14 protein-coding genes are annotated in these 19,622 nt (G+C 47.6%); 13 read left to right on the top strand and 1 reads right to left on the bottom strand.

Annotated features, from left to right (window positions below):
- Positions 1-91 precede the first annotated feature (91 nt).
- From GN277_RS22260 to GN277_RS22240, 5 genes are all read left to right on the top strand, one after another.
- The gene (locus GN277_RS22260; protein WP_159757063.1) at positions 92-1,993 is read left to right on the top strand and encodes a DUF5696 domain-containing protein; all 1,902 of its coding nucleotides are present in this window, start codon (positions 92-94) and stop codon (positions 1,991-1,993) included.
- A 29-nt stretch (positions 1,994-2,022) separates the two neighbouring features.
- Positions 2,023-3,333: a Gfo/Idh/MocA family protein gene (locus GN277_RS22255; RefSeq protein WP_159753890.1), complete on the top strand. Its 1,311-nt coding sequence runs from the start codon at positions 2,023-2,025 to the stop codon at positions 3,331-3,333.
- A gap of 93 nt (positions 3,334-3,426) precedes the next feature.
- Positions 3,427-4,734 (top strand): ABC transporter substrate-binding protein, encoded by a 1,308-nt coding sequence (locus GN277_RS22250; protein ID WP_159753887.1) that lies wholly within the window; start codon positions 3,427-3,429, stop codon positions 4,732-4,734.
- 22 nt (positions 4,735-4,756) lie between these two features.
- A complete protein-coding gene (locus GN277_RS22245) occupies positions 4,757-5,683 on the top strand; it encodes a carbohydrate ABC transporter permease (RefSeq protein WP_159753884.1) in 927 nt (308 codons plus the stop codon).
- A gap of 11 nt (positions 5,684-5,694) precedes the next feature.
- The gene (locus GN277_RS22240; RefSeq protein ID WP_159753881.1) at positions 5,695-6,522 is read left to right on the top strand and encodes a carbohydrate ABC transporter permease; all 828 of its coding nucleotides are present in this window, start codon (positions 5,695-5,697) and stop codon (positions 6,520-6,522) included.
- Positions 6,523-6,612: 90 nt separating this feature from the next.
- Here the strand turns inward: GN277_RS22240 and GN277_RS22235 are convergent, their stop codons facing one another.
- On the bottom strand, positions 6,613-7,239 hold the full coding sequence (locus GN277_RS22235) for a YesL family protein (protein ID WP_159753878.1): 627 nt from the start codon (positions 7,237-7,239) through the stop codon (positions 6,613-6,615).
- Between the two features lie 117 nt (positions 7,240-7,356).
- Between GN277_RS22235 and GN277_RS22230 the strand changes: the two genes are divergently transcribed.
- From GN277_RS22230 to ppdK, 8 genes are all read left to right on the top strand, one after another.
- Positions 7,357-11,466 carry a TIM-barrel domain-containing protein gene (locus GN277_RS22230; protein ID WP_159753876.1) on the top strand — a complete coding sequence of 1,370 codons (4,110 nt, stop codon included), beginning with the start codon at positions 7,357-7,359 and terminating at the stop codon, positions 11,464-11,466.
- A gap of 4 nt (positions 11,467-11,470) precedes the next feature.
- Entirely contained in the window at positions 11,471-12,262 is a 792-nt protein-coding gene (locus tag GN277_RS22225; RefSeq protein ID WP_159753873.1) for an ABC transporter permease, read from the top strand.
- 6 nt (positions 12,263-12,268) lie between these two features.
- On the top strand, positions 12,269-13,063 hold the full coding sequence (locus GN277_RS22220) for an ABC transporter permease (RefSeq protein WP_159753870.1): 795 nt from the start codon (positions 12,269-12,271) through the stop codon (positions 13,061-13,063).
- Between the two features lie 51 nt (positions 13,064-13,114).
- Positions 13,115-14,122, top strand: coding sequence for an ABC transporter ATP-binding protein (locus GN277_RS22215; protein WP_159753867.1), 1,008 nt, complete (start codon positions 13,115-13,117; stop codon positions 14,120-14,122).
- Between the two features lie 59 nt (positions 14,123-14,181).
- Positions 14,182-14,733: a sugar O-acetyltransferase gene (locus tag GN277_RS22210; protein ID WP_159753864.1), complete on the top strand. Its 552-nt coding sequence runs from the start codon at positions 14,182-14,184 to the stop codon at positions 14,731-14,733.
- Positions 14,734-14,761: 28 nt separating this feature from the next.
- Positions 14,762-15,397, top strand: a complete 636-nt coding sequence (locus GN277_RS22205; RefSeq protein WP_159753861.1) for a hypothetical protein — start codon at positions 14,762-14,764, stop codon at positions 15,395-15,397.
- 6 nt (positions 15,398-15,403) lie between these two features.
- Positions 15,404-16,816 (top strand): hypothetical protein, encoded by a 1,413-nt coding sequence (locus tag GN277_RS22200; protein WP_159753858.1) that lies wholly within the window; start codon positions 15,404-15,406, stop codon positions 16,814-16,816.
- A gap of 106 nt (positions 16,817-16,922) precedes the next feature.
- Positions 16,923-19,547 carry a pyruvate, phosphate dikinase gene (gene ppdK / locus GN277_RS22195; RefSeq protein WP_159753855.1) on the top strand — a complete coding sequence of 875 codons (2,625 nt, stop codon included), beginning with the start codon at positions 16,923-16,925 and terminating at the stop codon, positions 19,545-19,547.
- Positions 19,548-19,622 lie beyond the last annotated feature (75 nt).

Below are 19,622 nucleotides of genomic sequence, written 5' to 3'. Positions count from 1 at the left end.
GATAATATAAGCATAATTGTGCAGATTATAATATAATACTATACAAATAAAAGAGAAAACGTGCATAATGACTAAAAAGGAAAGGGACGATATGACAAGTATTGAGGTAAATAGTATAAGAATATGTTTTGACGAAGAAAGCCTTCGATTTACACTATATAGGAAGGAAACCGCGTGGGAATGGAGTGAATCCTATATACCGCATTTTGAGTGGGAAGGTGGAAAGATAGAATTTAAGGATGCGGACTCCATAAGCCATGAACGAGTAGAGAACGGGCTTGGAGTAGGAATCCGAAGCAGATACCAGGGATTTTCTATAGAGGGGAGCCAGGTTCCGTATACATTCGAGACTTATGTGTGGATTGAGAAAACGACAGAAGACATCTATTTTGAATGGATCCCGATTTGTGAAGACGGGATACAGGTAAAGCGTGTGTATTGGCCAGGAGCCATGGCGTTTGAAAATAAGAGGGAAGACTGGTATACATTGCTGAACTGCCAGCAGGGGCTCTTGATTCCCAACACATGGGAGACTGAGCTTGGCCCGTTGGTGTTTGACGGCTTCTTCGGAACTGCGGGAGGTTATATGCCTTGGTTTGGACAGGTCAAAGAAGGGGAGGGCTGCCTTGCTCTTTGTACGACGCCGTGGAATGGGGGAATCCAGGCGAAGCATCCGGCAGGAGGGCCTTATACCCATGTGAATGTTTACTTTGAGCCAAGCCTGGGCAGGATGGGATATCGCAGGGTTATGCGATATACGCTGATGAGCCGCTGTGATTACAATGATATGTGCAAGGCTTACCGTACATATGTGAACGAGCAAGGGAAGCTTCGCACCTTAAGAGAGAAGGCTGCAAAAGTGCCGGCGGTTGACCGGCTGATTGGCTCTGGGTTCGTACATGCAGGAATCAAGACCCATGTATGTGAGAATTCCGATTTTTTTGACCCCAATGAGCCAGATAAGAACAACCACCTCACTACATTTGCAGAGAGGGCGGCTCAGATGCGGGAGCTTCACGAGGCAGGAGCTAAGAAGGTATATCTGCACCTGGACGGTTGGGCGCAGCCAGGATACGATAACCAGCATCCAGACTATACGCCGGCATGTGAGGAGGCAGGAGGCTGGGCAGGGATGAAATCCCTGGCAGATACCATGGACGAGCTTGGATATATGTTCGGTATTCATGACCAATACAGGGATTTCTATCTGTCGGCTCCAAGCTTTGACGAAGACTATGCATGCAGGCTGACCGATGGGACCATTCCCCAGCATCAGCGTTGGGCGGGGGGCCCCCAGTCCTTCCTGTGCGGTACCCAGGCGCCTTACTATGTAAAACGGAACTTTGCCGCTATTCGTGAGAATGAGATTCATTTGGATTGTGCGTATTTGGATGTATTTACCTGTAATGAGGGGGATGAGTGCAGCAATCCACGACATAGGATGAGCAGAAGGGACTGCTATGAGGCGCGGAATCAGTGCTTCGACTATCTGATGTCAAAGGGGATTCTGCCAAGCTCAGAGGAGGTGAACGACTGGTGTGTTCCAAGTATGGTGTTCTGCCATTATGCGCCTTATGATTTCATGCTTCGAGAGCCTGGAAGCCCTAAATTCGGGGTTCCGGTGCCGCTTTTTAACCTGGTATATCACGACTGCTTAATTGAACCGTGGATGATGGATCGGGTAAGCGATGATGAGGATTATATGCTGTACGCCCTGTTAAACGGCGGCGCCCCCTATCTTCTGAGGGATGGCGCGTATCCGAACTTCGATGGTTCCTTTGAGACTTTAGGGTTAGGTCTTAAGGAGGATATTAAGAGATGCGACGTTGTCTGTAAGCTCCACGAGAAGGTGGCAAAATGTGAGATGGTGCGTCATGAGATGGTGGATGGGGATTACACCATTCAGAGAACGGTGTTCGCAGACGGTACGGCGGTGACGGTTGATTTTGGAAAGCAGACATATGAAGTTGTCTATGGTATGGATGGGAAATAACAAGAATCATGATAGAAAGGGATGGAAAGATGAGCAAAGTGACTAGGGTTGCGATTGCAGGGCTTGGCAGCAGGGGAAAAGATTTTTATGCAAAGTCGGCAAAGCTTCATCCTGATAAGATGGAGATTGTTGCAATCGCAGATATTGATCCAGAGAAGGTGGAACTCGTTGCAAAAGAGTATCATGTGCCAAAGGAAGCGTGTTTTTTAAGCGCCGAAGAAATGCTGAAGCAGGAAAAACTTGCCGACGCTATGATTATTGCAACCCAGGATAGGCAGCATGTGGGCCATGCCACGGCGGCTCTTGAGAAGGGATACCACCTGCTGCTTGAAAAGCCGGTGTCGCCTGACCTTGCCGAGTGCAGAGAGCTTGCAAAAGCAGCTAAGCGATACGATAAGAAGGTAGTGGTATGCCATGTACTGCGGTACACGCCAATCTATCAGAAGGTGAAGGAATTGCTGGATTCTGGGGTGATTGGGGAGGTGGTATCAATTATGGCTGCCGAGAACGTTGGCTGGTTCCACCAGGCTCACAGCTTTGTACGTGGAAACTGGGCCAATTCCGAAGAAACCAGTCCTATGATTCTGCAAAAATGCTGTCATGATATGGATTTATACCCATGGCTTGCAGGAAAGACCTGCGAATCCCTGACCTCCTATGGGGATACCTATCTATTCAAGAAGGAGAAGGCTCCCAAAGGCTGTGCAAAGCGGTGCCTTGATGGATGCGGGGTAAGAGAAGAATGTCCATTTGACGCAGAGAAGATTTATCTGGACAACAAAGTGTACGGCTATCGGAGTGGGAACAGGATCTGGCCGTTGGATGTGTTAGTGCCGTCAGGTCCCACAGAAGAACAGATTATGAGAGCGATACAGGAAGGAAGATTCGGTCAGTGCGTATACCACTGTAATAATAATGTAGTGGATCACCAGGTAGTGAACCTAAGAATGACAGACGGAACTACCATGAGTTTTACCATGTGCGGATTTACGCCGGATATCTCTCGATATGCCCGTTTTATGGGTACAAAAGGTGAGCTGCGTGTAGATATGAAAGAAAAAGCACAAGATTGTGAGATTAGTATCCGTAAGTTTGCCAGTGACATGCCGGTGGAGACGATTGATGTGGCAGCGCTTGCCGATGATTTCTCTGGACACGGCGGCGGAGACGACCGTATGGTGATGGAATTTATCGATATGATCAGCGGTGAGAAGGAGGAAAGCTCTTATGTGACCTCCCTGGAACGTTCTCTGGAAAGCCATTACTGTGCGCTGGCAGCGGAATACTCAAGGAATCATGATGGATGTCCGGTGAAGATTAAGGAGTTTGGAAAAAATTAATCGGATATGCTTGCCTCTCTGAAATTCCAAGAACAGCACAGGGAGGCTTCATATAGAAACTTAAAATTATTAAAGAAAGAAGGAGTGAAGATTATGAAGAAGAATCTGAAGAAAATGGCAGCTTTTGGACTGTGTGCAGCAATGGGGACGACGATGCTTGCGGGCTGCGGCGGCTCTGACAGCGGGGACGGCGGCTCTGACGGCGGTTCATCAGGCGGTTCAGGTAAGAAGACAGAGCTGGCGTTCGGTATCTGGGATGAGAACCAGAGGCCGGCAATGGAGAAGCTTGTAGAGGCTTATGAGAAGGAGAATGAGGATGTGAGCATTGAGATCCAGCTTACACCTTACAAGGGCGGAGAGTATTGGACCAAGTTGGAGGCAGCAGCAGGCGGCGGCAAGGCGCCGGACGTATTCTGGCTGAATGTGCTTCATCTGGATTCTTATGTAGACGGAGGTATTCTGGCTGACTTGACAGAGGCGATTGACGCGTCTGACATTAATGATTCATTCCCGGAGACTCTGGTAGAGAACTATGTCCGCGACGGTGTGAATTATGCAGTTCCGAAGGATTTCGATACCAATGCGCTGTGGTACAACAAAGAGATTTTTGACGCTGCAGGCGTAGAATACCCGACGGATGATATGACCTATGAAGATCTGGTTAAGACGGCAGAGGACTTAAAGGCAGCAGGTCTTGACGACGGCGTATATCCATTCGCTTGTCCGGTTGATTTCCAGACATGGTATTATCAGACTGTATACGCTAACGGCGGATATATCCTGAATGATGATAAGACAGAGACCGGCTATGATGATCCTAAGACGCAGGAGGGTATCCAGTGCTGGATTGATATGATTGAGAAAGAGCTTTCTCCTGGTTCAGCAGCCCTTTCTGAGACGTCAGCAGACGCAATGTTCGAGGGCGGACAGCTTGCCATGAATTTTGCAGGTTCATATATGGTTCCTCAGTATGCAGGAAACGATGCAATCGCAGATAAGATTGACTGTGTAGAGATTCCTACATTTAACGGTGTAGAGGATAACTGTATCAATGGTCTTGGATATGCCGTATTTGAGGGCAGCAAGAACAAGGAGGCAGCAATCGATTTCGCAATTTGGCTCGGAAGCGCGGACGCGATGAAGATTCAGGGAGAGACAGGCGTGGTTATCTCTGCAAGGACAGATGCACAGGGCTATTTTGCGGATGCAAATCCGGATTACAACCTGGCAGCTTATACCAATCACTCAGACAAGGCTTATCCGCTTCCGGTATGTATGGTAGCAGCAGAGCTTTACGATTTGGAGGCAACCTATCTTCAGAAGGCATATAACGGTGAGGAATCACTGGCAGACGCTTGTAAAGAACTGAAAGCAGAGGCAGACGCATTACTTGCGAAATAGCAAGGACTAAGTGGGTGACGATATGGCTGAGAGTAAAGTAAAAACAGGCACAGTGAAGAAACAGGCGAGTAAACGTGCGAGGAAGGACTGGATTGCGGCATATGTGTTCATAGCGCCGGTTACCATCGGACTTTTGGTATTTTATATCTGGCCGTTTATTCAGAATGTTTGGTTTAGTTTTAATGAAGTGAATAAGTTTAACATGACGACTTTTGTAGGAGTGCAGAATTACGTTGATATGGTACAGGACAAGGAGGTATGGGAAACCTTCGGTAATACGCTGAAATATGTTGTATGTACAGTTCCGGTGGGATTATTCCTTTCAATCTGTATCGCAGCGCTTCTGAATTCAAAGATTAAGGGAACGTCAATCTACCGTACATTATATTTCCTTCCTTCTGTAACAATGGCGGCTGCGGTTGCCATGGTGTGGAAGTGGATTTACAATGAAAAGATGGGAATCTTGAATAGCGTTATTCGCGGAATGGGCGGCAAAGGCGTAGGATGGCTTACAGATCCGAAGCTTGCGCTGTATATGATTATGATTGTCGGTTTGTGGATGACGGTGGGCTATAATATGATTATTCTGCTTGCCGGTATGCAGGGAATTTCAAAATCCTACTATGAAGCGGCGGCCATCGACGGTGCGGGCTCTCTGCAGCAGTTTTTTAAGATTACGATACCAATGCTGACGCCAACCATATTTTTCGTAATGATTACCTCCATTATCAGCGGATTTCAGGTGTTCGACGTAGTTTACATGATGATCGGCAAGACGAATCCTGCCTACGCCAGCACGCAGACGGTGGTAATGCTGTTCTACCGCAAGGCGTTCGATTATGGATATAAGGGATATGCGGCGGCAATCTCAATCCTGATCTTCGCAGTCATCATGCTGGTAACGGTTGTTCAGCTCTGGGGACAGAAGAAATGGGTTAATTACGATTAGGAGGGAGCATCATGAAAAGTAAATCGAATACAAAGAAATTATTTATTCATCTGGCGCTTCTTCTTGGAGTTGGAATTACGGTATTCCCGTTTTTATGGATGGTGCTTACCTCATTTAAGACGGTAGGAGAGGCCATGCAGATACCGCCCACATTTTTCCCGAAGAAGTTTTTGACGGATGCCTATGCACAGATTGTAACGGCGCTGCCGTTTGCGAGGGTGTACCTGAACACAATTATATCCACAGTCGTGACGACGGTAGTACAGGTTATGTTCTGTTCTATGGCGGCGTATGCATTTGCAAGAATTGACTTTCCGTTTAAGAACGTGATATTTGTGTTAATCCTGTCTGTACTGATGGTGCCGGGACAGATTTTCCTAATCCCTCAGTATCAGATTATTCAGAAGCTTGGGTTATTGGATACCATACCGGCGCTGTTTTTGCCGAACCTGTTCAGTGCGTTCGGAACTTTCCTTCTGCGGCAGTTCTTTATGTCGCTGCCAAAGGAGTTGGAGGAGGCGGCGCTCCTGGATGGATGTAACCGTTATCAGATATTCTGGAAGATTATGCTTCCGCTGACTAAGCCAGGAATCGTGTCGCTAGTAATCTTTACAGCGAAATTTGCATGGAATGATTTTATGTGGCCGTTGATTGTCAATACATCTCCGAAGATGATGACGCTCGGTCCGGCGCTCTCCACGCTGCAGGGACAGTATACGACGAAATACCCGATGCAGATGGCAGGGGCAGTTATGGCAGTCATCCCGATTATCGTACTGTTCTTCATCTTCCAGAAGCAGTTTATCGAAGGTGTGGCGCAGTCCGGAATCAAGGGTTAATATTTGAAGAAGATCGAAGAAATGAGAGAAATCTCAGAGGGGGAAGGCAAAAACCTTCCCCCTTGTTTTGTACAGAGATATAGTAATGAATTATTTTGGTTCATATTTGCGGAAGATACGGTCAAAGAAGATGCAGAAGGTAAAGGCAATAACGGAATGACCGCAGATTCCGCTGATGATAATGACCATTGCAAAAAGTTTAGAAGAAACTGTACACAGATACAGAAGGACGCCGCTGATTGCAAGCATGACCGCCGTATAGGGCAGGAAGCCGATTGCCATATAGGCAGCGTTTTTAAAGGACTGCTTTGTGCTGCAGATAAAGTGGGAGATTACTGGGAAGATGTAAAGGGATATACTGAACAAGGCCCCAAGGACTACCCACAATAAGACCCGTAGGACTGCAAATAAAGCAGTATCCTGTGAATTAATAATATAAAAATCCATTCCCAGAAGGGCAAAAGCCAGAAGCAGAAGAACCCAGACAACAGTTGCCTGTTTTAAATTCTGGCGGAAGGCTTTGAAAAAGTTCTGCCAGATGTAAGGCTCCTCGCCCCGAAGGAGCTTGAGGCATACATAGTAAAGGGCGCTTAAGGACGCACCCATGGTGACAATGGGGATACTGAAAAGTAAAAAGAACAGATTGAGTATTATAAGATCAAAAATTTTTGATATAAATTGCATAATGGGATTGTCGTAATTAAATAATTGATTCATGGCTTTCCTCTCCTTCGTTAAATTGAAGAAATGTATCCAACAATATAATATAGTTAGTATAGCGGATATGGGGAAGAAAAGCAATCCAGGAAAATAACAGAAAGGTATTATAGTCATATGTGTAAAAGAGATTTTCAGCCTGGCGGTGTGAAAGCCGTCAAAGTGGATGAGCAAAAGAGGAATATCGTTCACTTGGATTTTCAAAACGGCTTTGAAGGAAGGATTACATTTTTAGAGGAAAATATTTTCCGATATGATGCAAATCCCGCAGGGGAATTTGAGGCTTATGCAAAGCCCATAAATGAAAAACACAAGGCGCGGATTCAGCAGCGTCCCGATGAGTCAAACGCCTATACAAAACCAGAAGTACAGGTTTTTGAAAAGGAGGGTATGAGCGTCATCCTGTGCGGGGATACGTCTGTACTTATTGAACAGGCTGGGGCAAAGCTGCAAATTCGTTTCGCACACCGGCTTGTGATGGAGGAGGCAGAACCTCTTGCACTTGAAAAGGACGCTGCTGTTCAGACATTGATTCGGCAGAAGGGGGAGGATTTTTACGGAGGCGGAACTCAGAACGGTCGTTTCCTCCACACCGGAAGGAAGCTACAGATTGTCAACGAGAGCAGTTGGATGGACGGTGGCGTGGCATCCCCGAACCCCTTTTATTTTACGACTGCCGGATACGGGGCGCTTCGCAATACATTTGCAGAGGGAGCCTATGATTTCGGCGCAGAAAATGCAGGAAATGTGGTAACAACACATAAAGAAGGCCGCTTTAGCGTGTATTATTTCTTATCTGCAGCAGAGGATAGGAGAAGTGTGGTGCAGGAGATTTTACGGGCCTATTACCATGTGACGGGCAATCCGATGCTGCTTCCGGAGTATGGCTTTTATGAGGGGCATTTAAACTGCTACAACCGCGATGCATGGTCAGAGGAATCAGGGGACAAGGCTTGGATTGTGAAGGGAAGCGCTTCCCATACCAGCAAGGGAAGCACCAGATATGAGAGCGGTATGGCCACAGGCTACCGGCTTACAGAAGGACTACACTCCGAATCCCTAAACGGAGAGAGACCCCAAACAGCAATCGAAAATTATCCGGAGACGGTGGACGCACCCTATGAATATTCGGCAAGAGCCGTCCTTTTGGAATACCTCCGTTATGATATGCCTCTGGGCTACTTTCTGCCTAACGATGGATATGGCGGCGGCTACGGACAGAACGGGTACTATGTACAGGGAGGCGTAGGGGAAGACGGCGCCAGCAGCCAGGAACGGATTGCCGCGGTGGACGCCAACGTGGAAAATTTTGCAAGGTTTACAGAATTTGCCAACAGCAAAGGGGTGGCGTCGGGACTTTGGACAGAGAGCAGCTTATCTCCTGACACTGACAAAGAGACGTACTGGCATCTCCTTCGGGACTTTAGAAAAGAGGTGACCATAGGCGGGGCTACTACCCTTAAGACGGATGTTGCATGGGTGGGGCCTGGCTATTCCTTCCAGCTTGACGGCGTAAAGACAGCCTACGATATCGTCACTACTGCAAAAGCTTTCCGTCCCAATATCATTTCTCTGGACGGGTGGGCAGGCTCACAGCGTTTCAACAGTGTGTGGACAGGGGACCAGACAGGGGGGAACTGGGAATATATCCGTTTCCATATTCCTACTTATATCGGAAGCTCTCTTAGCGGCAATCCCAATATCGGAAGCGATATGGACGGCATCTTCGGGGGAAAGGCTGTGGTTTCAGTGCGGGATTACCAGTGGAAGGCGTTTACTCCTCAGATGTTGAATATGGACGGATGGGGAAGCTATATGAAGGCGCCTTATACCTTTGGGGATCCTTACACGGGAATTAACAGGATGTATTTGAAAATAAAGTCACAATTAATGCCCTATATCTATACCTGTGCGGTATCTGCGTCCAATATGGATACAGGGAACAATGATACAGGACTTCCCATGGTGAGGGCAATGTTCTTAGAATATCCAGACGACCCATATGCAGCCGGCAGAGAGGTGCAGTATCAGTTCATGCTTGGCTCAAGCCTTCTGGTGGCGCCGGTTTATCAGAATGTTGCGGCGGATGAGATGGGAAACGATGTGAGAAACCGTATCTATCTTCCAGACGAGAAGGAGGTGTGGACGGATTATCTGACGGGAGAGAAATACCAGGGCGGTCAGGTGTTGAACAATTTTGACGCGCCTGTCTGGAAGCTGCCGGTATTCGTTAAAAACGGCGCAATTCTCCCCATGTATGAGGAGAACAACACGCCGGAAGCCATTGACAGAACCAGGCGGATTGTGGAATTCTGGCCGTGGCTCGTCAGTGAATATACGGTGTATGAGGATGACGGGAAATACATCTGCAACCGGACGGAGGCAGACGAGGCTTACGGTGTGATTGACCATGTGTCCTATGGAAATCATGTGTCTGTGAGATATACTTCTGCGGTTGAGAAGGACAGGGCTGTATTGAGGGCAGAGAAGGCATTGGGGGATTATGAAGGGTATGAGCAGAGGAAAAACACAACTTTTATTGTCCACTTATCTAAGAAGCCAGAGGGAGTTATTGCGAAGAACGGGGATGAGCTGCTTTGCATGACAGAATTCGTGAGAACTGAAAGTAGAGGCAGTTCATTTGGCAATACAGAACTGACAGCCTGGGAGGCCTTTGGGGAAACTGTACCTAAGGAGGGGGAGGCCATCTTTTTCTATGACGAGAATCCGCCGATTCACACCTATGCCCCCAAGGAGGAGGTTGAGATTGCAGGGCTTCTAAAGGAGGTCAAGGCCGCGCCGAAGCTCTATGTAAAGCTTTGTCCCGCAGACGCCGCGAAAGTGAGCCAGACTGTGGAAATCGTCGGGTTTGCCAATGAATTAACCCGACTGCCGGAAATAGAGAATGAAAATCTTCCGGCTCCTGTGCTTCATGGGCCAGAGGAACAGAAGACGTCAGACGCGATCTGGCTGAAATGGACAAAGATTTTAGATGCCGCCTCCTATGAGATGCTGGTGGACGGAAGGCTCTACACCATGGGAAATGCCTGCTCCTACCTGCATGACGAGTTGGAGTATCATTCTGATCATACTTACCGTGTACGGGCCAGGAATGAGAAGGGATACTCTCCGTGGAGTGACGAGATTAGGGTGAGCACACTCCTTGACCCCTGGAGAAATGAAATCGGCGCCCTTGGTACAATTACCTGGACGGGCGGCGACGAGGCGGGCGCGCTTAAATATGCCACAGACCATAGCCTGCGGGGGCTGTTCTTTGCGGCAGACGACGTGGTGACAGACAGGCTTCCCTTTATCTTTGACTTTGGGGCAGTATACGAGCTTTATAAGTTCGAGTATTATCCGCGGGACAGCTACGGAAGCGGTACGGTAAAACGGATGAATGTATATTCCAGTCTGGACAATGTGCACTGGAATTTAGAGCGGAACGGCAAGGAGAATGAGGAATGGAGTTATGACGAGAATCGTGAGGTGGACGAAAACAAAAAGACCGTGAACCTTGAGGGAGTAAGCGCCCGTTATCTAAAGCTTACTATTGTAGAGTCAAAGAAGAACTTCTTCGCAGCACATGAGCTCTCGGTCTATAAGAAGGACGGCTCAAAGCCATTTGCAGTAGGAAGCACCAATAAGAATGAGAAGGTTTCTGAGGGAGATTATATCAACATGAAGAATTATCTTGGAACTTCTGTTAAGGATGGGGCGAATTTTGTTGATCAGATTCAGAAACGGTGCGGGGACATTAACAAAAACGGAGTCTATGATGTGTACGACTATGCATTTACTATGTTCGCCCTTGACGGTGGCACGAAGCAGACAGGGGAGGTATCCGGAAGGATTTCTCTGGTCCCTGAAAGAGAGAAGGTAAAAGCAGGGGAGACCTTCACTCTGGCAGTTACCGCTAAGGAGGCTGTGAATGTCAATGCATTCGGGAAGGTCCTTAACTATGACCCGTCCCGTCTGGAGTTTGTGTCGGTCTTGCCGGATGACAGTATTGGGCAGATGGAGAATCTGACGGTGAATAAGCGGTACGGCGACGGGACTGCTTATGTGAACCTTGCCTTTGCAAACAGGGGGGATAAGAAGCTGTATAACGGAAGCGGCGCGCTGGCGATGATTACTATGAGGGCGATTGTGGAGGTTATGCCAAAAGACGAGATGGAGTGTGAGGGAATCTGGCTGATTGGGCCTGGGATTAGAGAGAGGGAGTGAAGCTATGGATAAATTTTATTGTCTTGTGAAGATGACATTTTTGACAAAATTCGCATACGTGAAAGCGTTCTGGATCAATATTGCGGGAACCTTTGCGTCGATTGTAATCTATTACTTCCTGTGGCAGTTTGTGTTCCGCCAGCAGGATTCCCTGGCAGGGTATACGGCCCTACAGATGACAACCTATGTCATCCTGTCTAGGATGCTGTCCTCACAGTTTAGCGGAGGGATTAACCAGGAGCTGTCTAACTGGATTCGTACAGGTAAGATTGGGATGGAGCTTCTGCGTCCAATCTCATTGTTCTTTACCTTGTTTGCAAAGCGTGTGGGGGAGTTTGTGTTTTTTGTGGCATTTAAGGGACTGCCCATTGCGGCAGTCTGCTTCCTTGTGCTGGGAGGGACGCCGCCGGCTGGAGTATGGAATTTTGCCATGTTCCTTGTCAGTACGTGCCTTTCCATTGGAATTATGTATTTCTTTGAATTTATGGTAGGCTTGTGTGCATTTTACACCAACCACTCCTACAGCCTGGCTTATGCCAAAAGCTCGCTGTTTTCCATACTGGCGGGCGGGGTGGTTCCCTTGTTTTTGTTTCCGGAGGGGTTGGCTAGAGTTCTTGACTATCTGCCTTTTGCGGGAATGGTTTCAGTGCCGGTGAATATCTATCTTGGGAAATATCTTCCAGAGGAGACATGGCAGTTTGTTGGGCTTCAGGTGGTTTGGATTTTGATTTTGTGGACGGCGGCCCATATATTCTATAGCTGTGCGATCCGCAGGATTGTTGTACAGGGAGGTTAAGGAAGTATGAAACGGTTGGCTTATTACATAAGGCTCTGGATGGGATACCAGAGAATGGGATTAGTGGAGATGACTCAGTATCCGGCGGATACCGTAATACTGGTCATATCCCTGGTGCTGCGTGAGGCGGCAGGCTTCATCGGCGTGCTTGCCATCGCTTCTGCTGTGGGAGGTCTTGGAGGATGGGGCATCTATGAAATCTGTTTGATGTTCTCCATGTGTGCGCTGGTGGAGTCCTTAAGCCAGACATATTTTGATAACGTATGGGGAATCAGCTATTTGGTGCACGAAGGAAGGCTGGATGTCCTGCTGGTGCGTCCTGCGCCAGTGTTTTTTCAGGTTTTGGGAGATGTGATGCACTATCCTGCATTAATCAGTATGGCAATCTATGCAGGGGTGATGGTATATGCCCTGGTGCATCTGGGAATCGGCTTTGGTGTGGGGCTTTTACTGTTTTTAGCAGAGTATCTAATCTGTGGAATTGCCATAAATACAGGAATCTATACCATATTCAACTGCTTGAATTTCTGGATTGTACAGGGAGAGGATGTGGCGGTGCTGGTACAGACTTGTCGGGAATTTGCAAAATATCCCATCGGTGCATTTCCAGGGGTGATTCGTACAATATTTACTTATGTGCTGCCTTTTGGGTTTGTAGGATATTATCCGGCGGCATATCTGACCGGAAAGACCGGAAGCTGGGTGCTGGCAGGGCTTCCATTAAGCGCAGCGGCAGTTGTGGCAGTTGCGGCAGTGTTTTGGCGGCTGGGCTCGCGGGCATATGACAGTACGGGGACGTAAGATACAGGGACGTATAACATGAGACAGAAGTAGAACAGGAGAAAAAGGGAAATGAGTCAGGTAGAAGTAAGACAGCTTGTGAAAGAATATAAGAGAAGAAAGAACTCCCAGAAGCTTGGCCAGGCGCTGCGCTCTATGTTTGCGCCGGATTATGAGGTGCTTAGGGCGGTGGACAGTGTGGATTTCTCCATAGAGGAGGGGGAAGCCGTGGGATATGTGGGGCCGAACGGCTCCGGCAAATCTACCACCATCAAAATGCTCTGCGGTATCTTAAAGCCGACACAAGGGAGTGTGAAGATTAACGGGCTGGACCCGTTTAAGGATAGGGTTCGCAATAGTAAGGGCATCGGCGCGGTATTCGGGAATCGTTCGCTCCTCTGGTGGGATGTGCCGGTGATTGAATCATACCGGCTGTTTCAGAAGCTGTATGATATTCCGGAAAAAAGGTTTCAGGAGAATTTGGAGAAGTTTACAGAGATTATGGGGCTGGCCCCTTTGCTGTCAATTCCCGAACGGCAGTTGTCCCTGGGGCAGAAGATGAGGTGTAATATTGCGGCCGCATTTCTGCATGATCCGAAGATTGTGTTTTTGGACGAGCCTACCATTGGGCTGGATGCGGAGTCAAAGGCAGGGATTCGGGAATTTATCCGTCGGATGAATGTGGAGGAGAAGACCACGTTCATCGTGACCAGCCATGACTTTCAGGATATTGAGTCGCTGTGCCAGAGGATTGTGTTAATCAATCACGGAAAAGTTATATTGGATGACCAGATGCAGAAGGTGAAGCTTGATTTCAATCGAAAGAAGCAGATTCAGTTCGAGGTGGATGTGAATCCATGGTGTGAGAAAGAGACGTTTGCCATGGAAGGGGTGCAGGTTTTCGGCATGACAAACCATAGTCTGAGCTTTGAGTATGATGCGGACACGGCCGACAGTATGGGAATTATCGAGGCGGTGGCTAAGCGGTGTGAGATTCAGGATATTACGATTTCAGGACGGGATATTGAGAGTATTATAAGGGAAATATTAAAGGCGCAGGATGTGAAGGATTTTTCGTGATTGTAGAAACCTCTTTCCGGTGGTATAATACCCATTAACAGTAAGAAGGGAGAAAAGAGATGGTTACAGAAGAAATTATGAAGAGTGGGGAATTGTATGATTCAACAGACGCAGACTTATACGAGCTCCAGTGGAGATACAATGATTTAATGTATGAGTTTAATCAGACCAGACCCTCCAACCGCAGGAAGCAGCAGGAGATATTGAAGGAGCTGCTGGGAGATTTGGGAGAGGGCTGCGTAATCGAGCCTCCCCTTCGGGCGAACTGGGGGAAGAACAGCCATTTTGGGGATAACGTATATGTGAATTTCAACCTGACCCTGGTGGATGATGCTGATATCTATATCGGCAATCATGTGATGATTGGGCCGAACGTGACCCTTGTGACTGCGGGACACCCATTGGAGGCAGAGCTTAGGAAAAAGGGGATGCAGTTTAACAAGTCTGTCCGTATCGGGGATGGCGTTTGGATTGGGGCAAATGTAATCGTCCTTCCTGGGGTCACGATTGGAGAGAATACGACCATCGGCGCAGGAAGTATTGTGACCAGGGACATTCCGGCAAATGTGGTTGCCTATGGGAATCCCTGCAGGGTCAGAAAGACGTTATAGAGCTTTTGCGGTCGTATAGGAGGCGCGGATGAGCGAGGAAGACGTAAGGGAAGATGTTATTAAAGAAGAAGATATCATTAAGGGAACCTGGGGGACTATGACATTTGGCAAGAAGCTGGAATATCTGTGGATGTACTACAAGTCATGGCTGTTTGCAGCCATAATTCTGGTTGTCCTAGTTTGTCTTGGAGTGACTATGTACAAGGGGATGCATACGAAGGTTCTTCTGAATGCCGTCGTGATTGGGGGAGACAGCCAGAAAGCAGAGTGGCTTGGGGAAGAGTTTGCCCAATATGCAGGGATCGGCAAGGAGGAGGGGGTGGTGCGTATCCGAGCCAACATTCCAGACGACAAGGGCGGCACTACCAGCAAGACAGCCTTGACCACGCTGATGGGTGCGGATGCCGTGGATGTGCTGGTGTGCTCGGAAAGCGTCTTTTGGGAGTATGCCGACCAGGAGGGATTTATGAATATGGGTGAGCTTCTGAGTGAAAATGGAGTGGCCTACGGCGGGACAGCCGGCGATTACGGCGTACTGCTTGAAGCTGGAAATATTCTGGAGAAAGAGGCTATGACCTCCTACGATAAAATCTATGCGGCGGTTCCAATCAACAGCCAGAATCCAAAGATGGCGGCTAAGTTTATCGAGTATCTATTGCAGTAAAGGGTTATGACGAAGAAGGAATTTAAACGCACTGTGCAATGCGGGCTTGGAAGGTGTGTCCAGGAATTGCAGACGACTCAGAATTTAGAGAAATACCGAGATATAGTATTGTGGGCGTGTACCCATGAATCTGCCTACGACGCCCAATGCGAGGGGCCAAAAAGCCGCCATCTCTATGAGATGGTAAAGTGTTTTCCGGACAGGCAGCCGTTTGTAGAGGCGGCGGCAGTTTATCTTGACAAAAATATATTTGATTATGGTTGGGAATTTTCCTATGCCTGCTGTTTTCTTGAGTTGGCAGCCCAGGACGGAAATCTGTCTGCCGCTGGAATATTGAAAAAATACTTTGGCATGATGTATGAGATGTTAAAACATCCTAATCGGCATATTTCTGAAGATATACCGCCGCTGTGCTATAATTTCAGCGTTCTTTGTATCTCGGTTGTGAGGCTTGCGCACACAGAAGACGAGTGGGAAAAGCGATATTTTAAGGTTATGGAGGAGTTGGGTTTTTTGTTTCTTAAAAATCCCAGGCTTTGTTACTGGCATTTTGAAACATTTCAATGGTATGGGGAAGATAAGTGCGGTAAGGCCAATATCCGCAGGAGGATAAAGGAAAAAGCTAAGAACAACAGAGGGATACAGAGCTATCTTTCATCTATGGAAAAGCAGGAGGAATGCTGGAAAAACGAGGGAGACGAACCCCGACGAAAAAAGCAGGAGGCTCTGACCGCAGACAATATATATCATAACCTGAAGGAGGGAGGCCGCGTCGGCAGGACGGTTCCAATCATGGCGGCGTCTATGATGTTAAAAAACGGCAAGACAGAAGAAGTAAGAGAGCTTACGGCTTATTACCAGAAGGAGACAGACCTGTCATTGCGTTCGCAGCTTCTAAGGCTTTTGGAAAAGGGAAAATGTCCTGAATTCCTGGATGCAAAGACGGTGATACGGGATTCCAGGTCAGAGGATGAATGCCTTAGGGAAAATGCATTTCTAGCTCTACAATCTGTCAGGGATAAAAAGGTTCACGATTATGCAATAGAGCTTTTGGATAGAAAAGAACGTACAGAGGATGTTATCTGTCTGCTTGCCAATAACTATCAAAAGGAAGATCATGACATCTTAGTTTCTCTGGTAACATCCCTTCCGGTCACTTATAAAGAAAACATTTCATGGCACGGGCCGTTTATGGCAATCCTTGACATGTTTAAGCGGGGCGGCTCAAAACATTTGCCTAAAGAGCTTCTGCCGTATATCTATGAGAATACCCTGTGCTCATGCTGTCGGTTCTCGGCTGTCAGAGAAATGAGCAGGAGGCGGATGCTGACAGAAGACATTATTAGAGAGTGCCTATACGACAGTTATGAGGATACGCGGGAATTTGCAAAGACAAAGGGAAAATATAAAGATGTATGAAATTCCGTCTGGAAACTAATTGGAAATACTTGACGAATACTGGTAAAACCAGTAAAATATTATGTGCGACTTAGAAAAATATATAGTTTTTAGGAGGTCATGACAAATGGCAAAATGGGTTTATATGTTCACAGAAGGTAATGCAACCATGAGAAACCTTCTTGGTGGTAAAGGTGCGAACCTTGCTGAGATGACAAGCTTGGGCCTTCCGGTACCGCAGGGCTTCACAATTACGACAGAGGCATGTACACAGTATTATGAGGACGGCAGAAAGATCAATGACGAGATCATGGAGCAGATCATGGAAGCCGTTACGAAGATGGAAGCCATTACAGAGAAGAAATTCGGTGACAAAGAGAATCCGCTTCTTGTTTCCGTTCGTTCCGGTGCAAGAGCATCCATGCCAGGTATGATGGATACCATCCTGAACCTTGGTCTGAATGAAGATGTTGTGGAGACACTTGCTGAGAAGTCCGGCAACCCGCGTTGGGCATGGGACTGCTACAGAAGATTTATCCAGATGTACTCAGACGTAGTTATGGAGGTTGGTAAGAAATATTTTGAAGAACTGATTGACAAGATGAAAAACGAGAAGGGCGTTAAGCAGGATGTTGAGCTTACGGCTGAGGATCTCAAGAGCCTTGCAGGACAGTTCAAAGCAGAATATAAGGAGAAGATCGGACATGATTTCCCGTCTGACCCGAAGGAGCAGTTAATGGGCGCTATTAAGGCTGTATTCCGTTCATGGGACAACCCAAGAGCGAATGTATACCGTCGTGACAACGATATCCCATATTCATGGGGAACTGCTGTAAACGTACAGTCCATGGCATTTGGTAACATGGGTGACGACTGTGGTACAGGCGTTGCATTTACCCGTGATCCGGCCACAGGAGAGAACGGTCTGTTCGGTGAGTTCCTGACGAACGCACAGGGCGAGGACGTGGTTGCAGGTGTACGTACACCGATGCACATTTCCGAGATGGAGCAGAAATTCCCAGAAGCATTTGTTCAGTTTAAGAAGGTATGCGAGACTCTTGAGAAGCACTACAGAGATATGCAGGACATGGAGTTTACGGTAGAGCACGGCAAGCTTTATATGCTGCAGACACGTAATGGTAAGAGAACAGCTCAGGCTGCCCTTAAGATTGCATGCGACCTTGTAGACGAAGGTATGAGGACAGAGGAAGAAGCTGTTGCCATGATTGACCCGCGTAACTTAGATACTCTGCTTCATCCTCAGTTTGATACTGCTGCTCTGAAGGCTGCCACACCGATGGGCAAAGGTCTTGGAGCATCTCCTGGAGCTGCATGTGGTAAGATTGTATTTACAGCAGAGGATGCAGTAGAGTGGCATGCAAGAGGAGAGAAGGTTGTTCTTGTTCGTCTTGAGACATCCCCAGAGGACATCACTGGTATGAAGTCTTCTCAGGGTATCCTGACTGTCCGCGGCGGTATGACAAGCCACGCAGCCGTTGTTGCCCGTGGAATGGGTACATGCTGTGTATCTGGATGCGGCGATATTGCTATGGATGAGGAGAATAAGAAGTTTACACTGGCAGGAAAGGAATTCCATGAGGGAGACGCAATCTCTATCGATGGTACAACAGGTAACATCTATGACGGAGTTATTCCTACCGTTGACGCTCAGATTGCCGGAGAGTTCGGAAGAATTATGGCATGGGCGGACAAGTACAGAAGGTTAAAAGTTCGTACTAATGCAGATACACCGTCAGACGCTAAGAAGGCTGTTGAGCTTGGCGCAGAAGGTATCGGTCTTTGCCGTACAGAGCATATGTTCTTTGAGGAGGACAGAATTGCGGCATTCCGTGAGATGATCTGTTCTGATACAGTAGAGGAAAGAGAAGCAGCTCTTGAGAAGATTCTGCCATATCAGCAGGGTGACTTCGAGGCTCTTTATACAGCTCTGGAGGGTAATCCGGTTACGATTCGTTTCCTTGATCCTCCGCTTCATGAGTTCGTTCCTACTGAGGAAGAGGACATTAAGAAGCTGGCTGACGCTCAGGGCAAGACTGTAGAGCAGATTAAGACTCTGATTGACTCTCTCCATGAGTTTAACCCAATGATGGGACATCGTGGATGCCGTCTTGCGGTTACCTATCCTGAGATTGCGAAGATGCAGACAAAGGCTGTTATTCGCGCAGCGATTAATGTGAAGAAGGCTCATCCAGACTGGGCAGTTAAGCCGGAGATTATGATTCCGTTGATTGGTGATATCAAAGAGCTTAAGTATGTGAAGAAGTTTGTTGTTGAGACAGCAGACGCAGAGATTGCGGCAGCAGGTATAGCTCTTGAATATGAAGTTGGAACTATGATTGAGATTCCAAGAGCAGCCCTTACAGCGGACGAGATTGCGAAGGAAGCTGACTTCTTCTGCTTCGGTACCAATGACCTGACGCAGATGACCTTTGGATTCTCACGTGACGATGCTGGTAAGTTCCTGGAAGGATACTATGATGCTAAGATTTATGAGAATGATCCGTTTGCGAAGCTTGACCAGACAGGTGTTGGTAAGCTTATGGAGACTGCTCTTAAGTTAGGCAGACCTTCTAATCCGAAGCTTCATATCGGTATCTGTGGCGAGCACGGTGGAGATCCAAGCTCTGTAGAGTTCTGCCATAAGATTGGTTTGGATTATGTATCCTGTTCACCGTTCCGTGTGCCGATTGCAAGATTGGCAGCAGCACAGGCGGCTATATCACAAAGATAGGCGAAAACCATTTTGGACTTTTACCATAAGTTTTGAGGAAGCACAGGCTTTCCGAAAAGCAAGTGGTGGCTATCT

The sequence above is a fragment of the Sporofaciens musculi genome, from assembly GCF_009830285.1.
In the GTDB taxonomy this organism is placed as follows: domain Bacteria; phylum Bacillota; class Clostridia; order Lachnospirales; family Lachnospiraceae; genus Sporofaciens; species Sporofaciens musculi.
The sequence above is the reverse complement of the archived record's forward strand: the minus strand, read 5'-3'. Positions and strand labels throughout refer to the sequence as shown.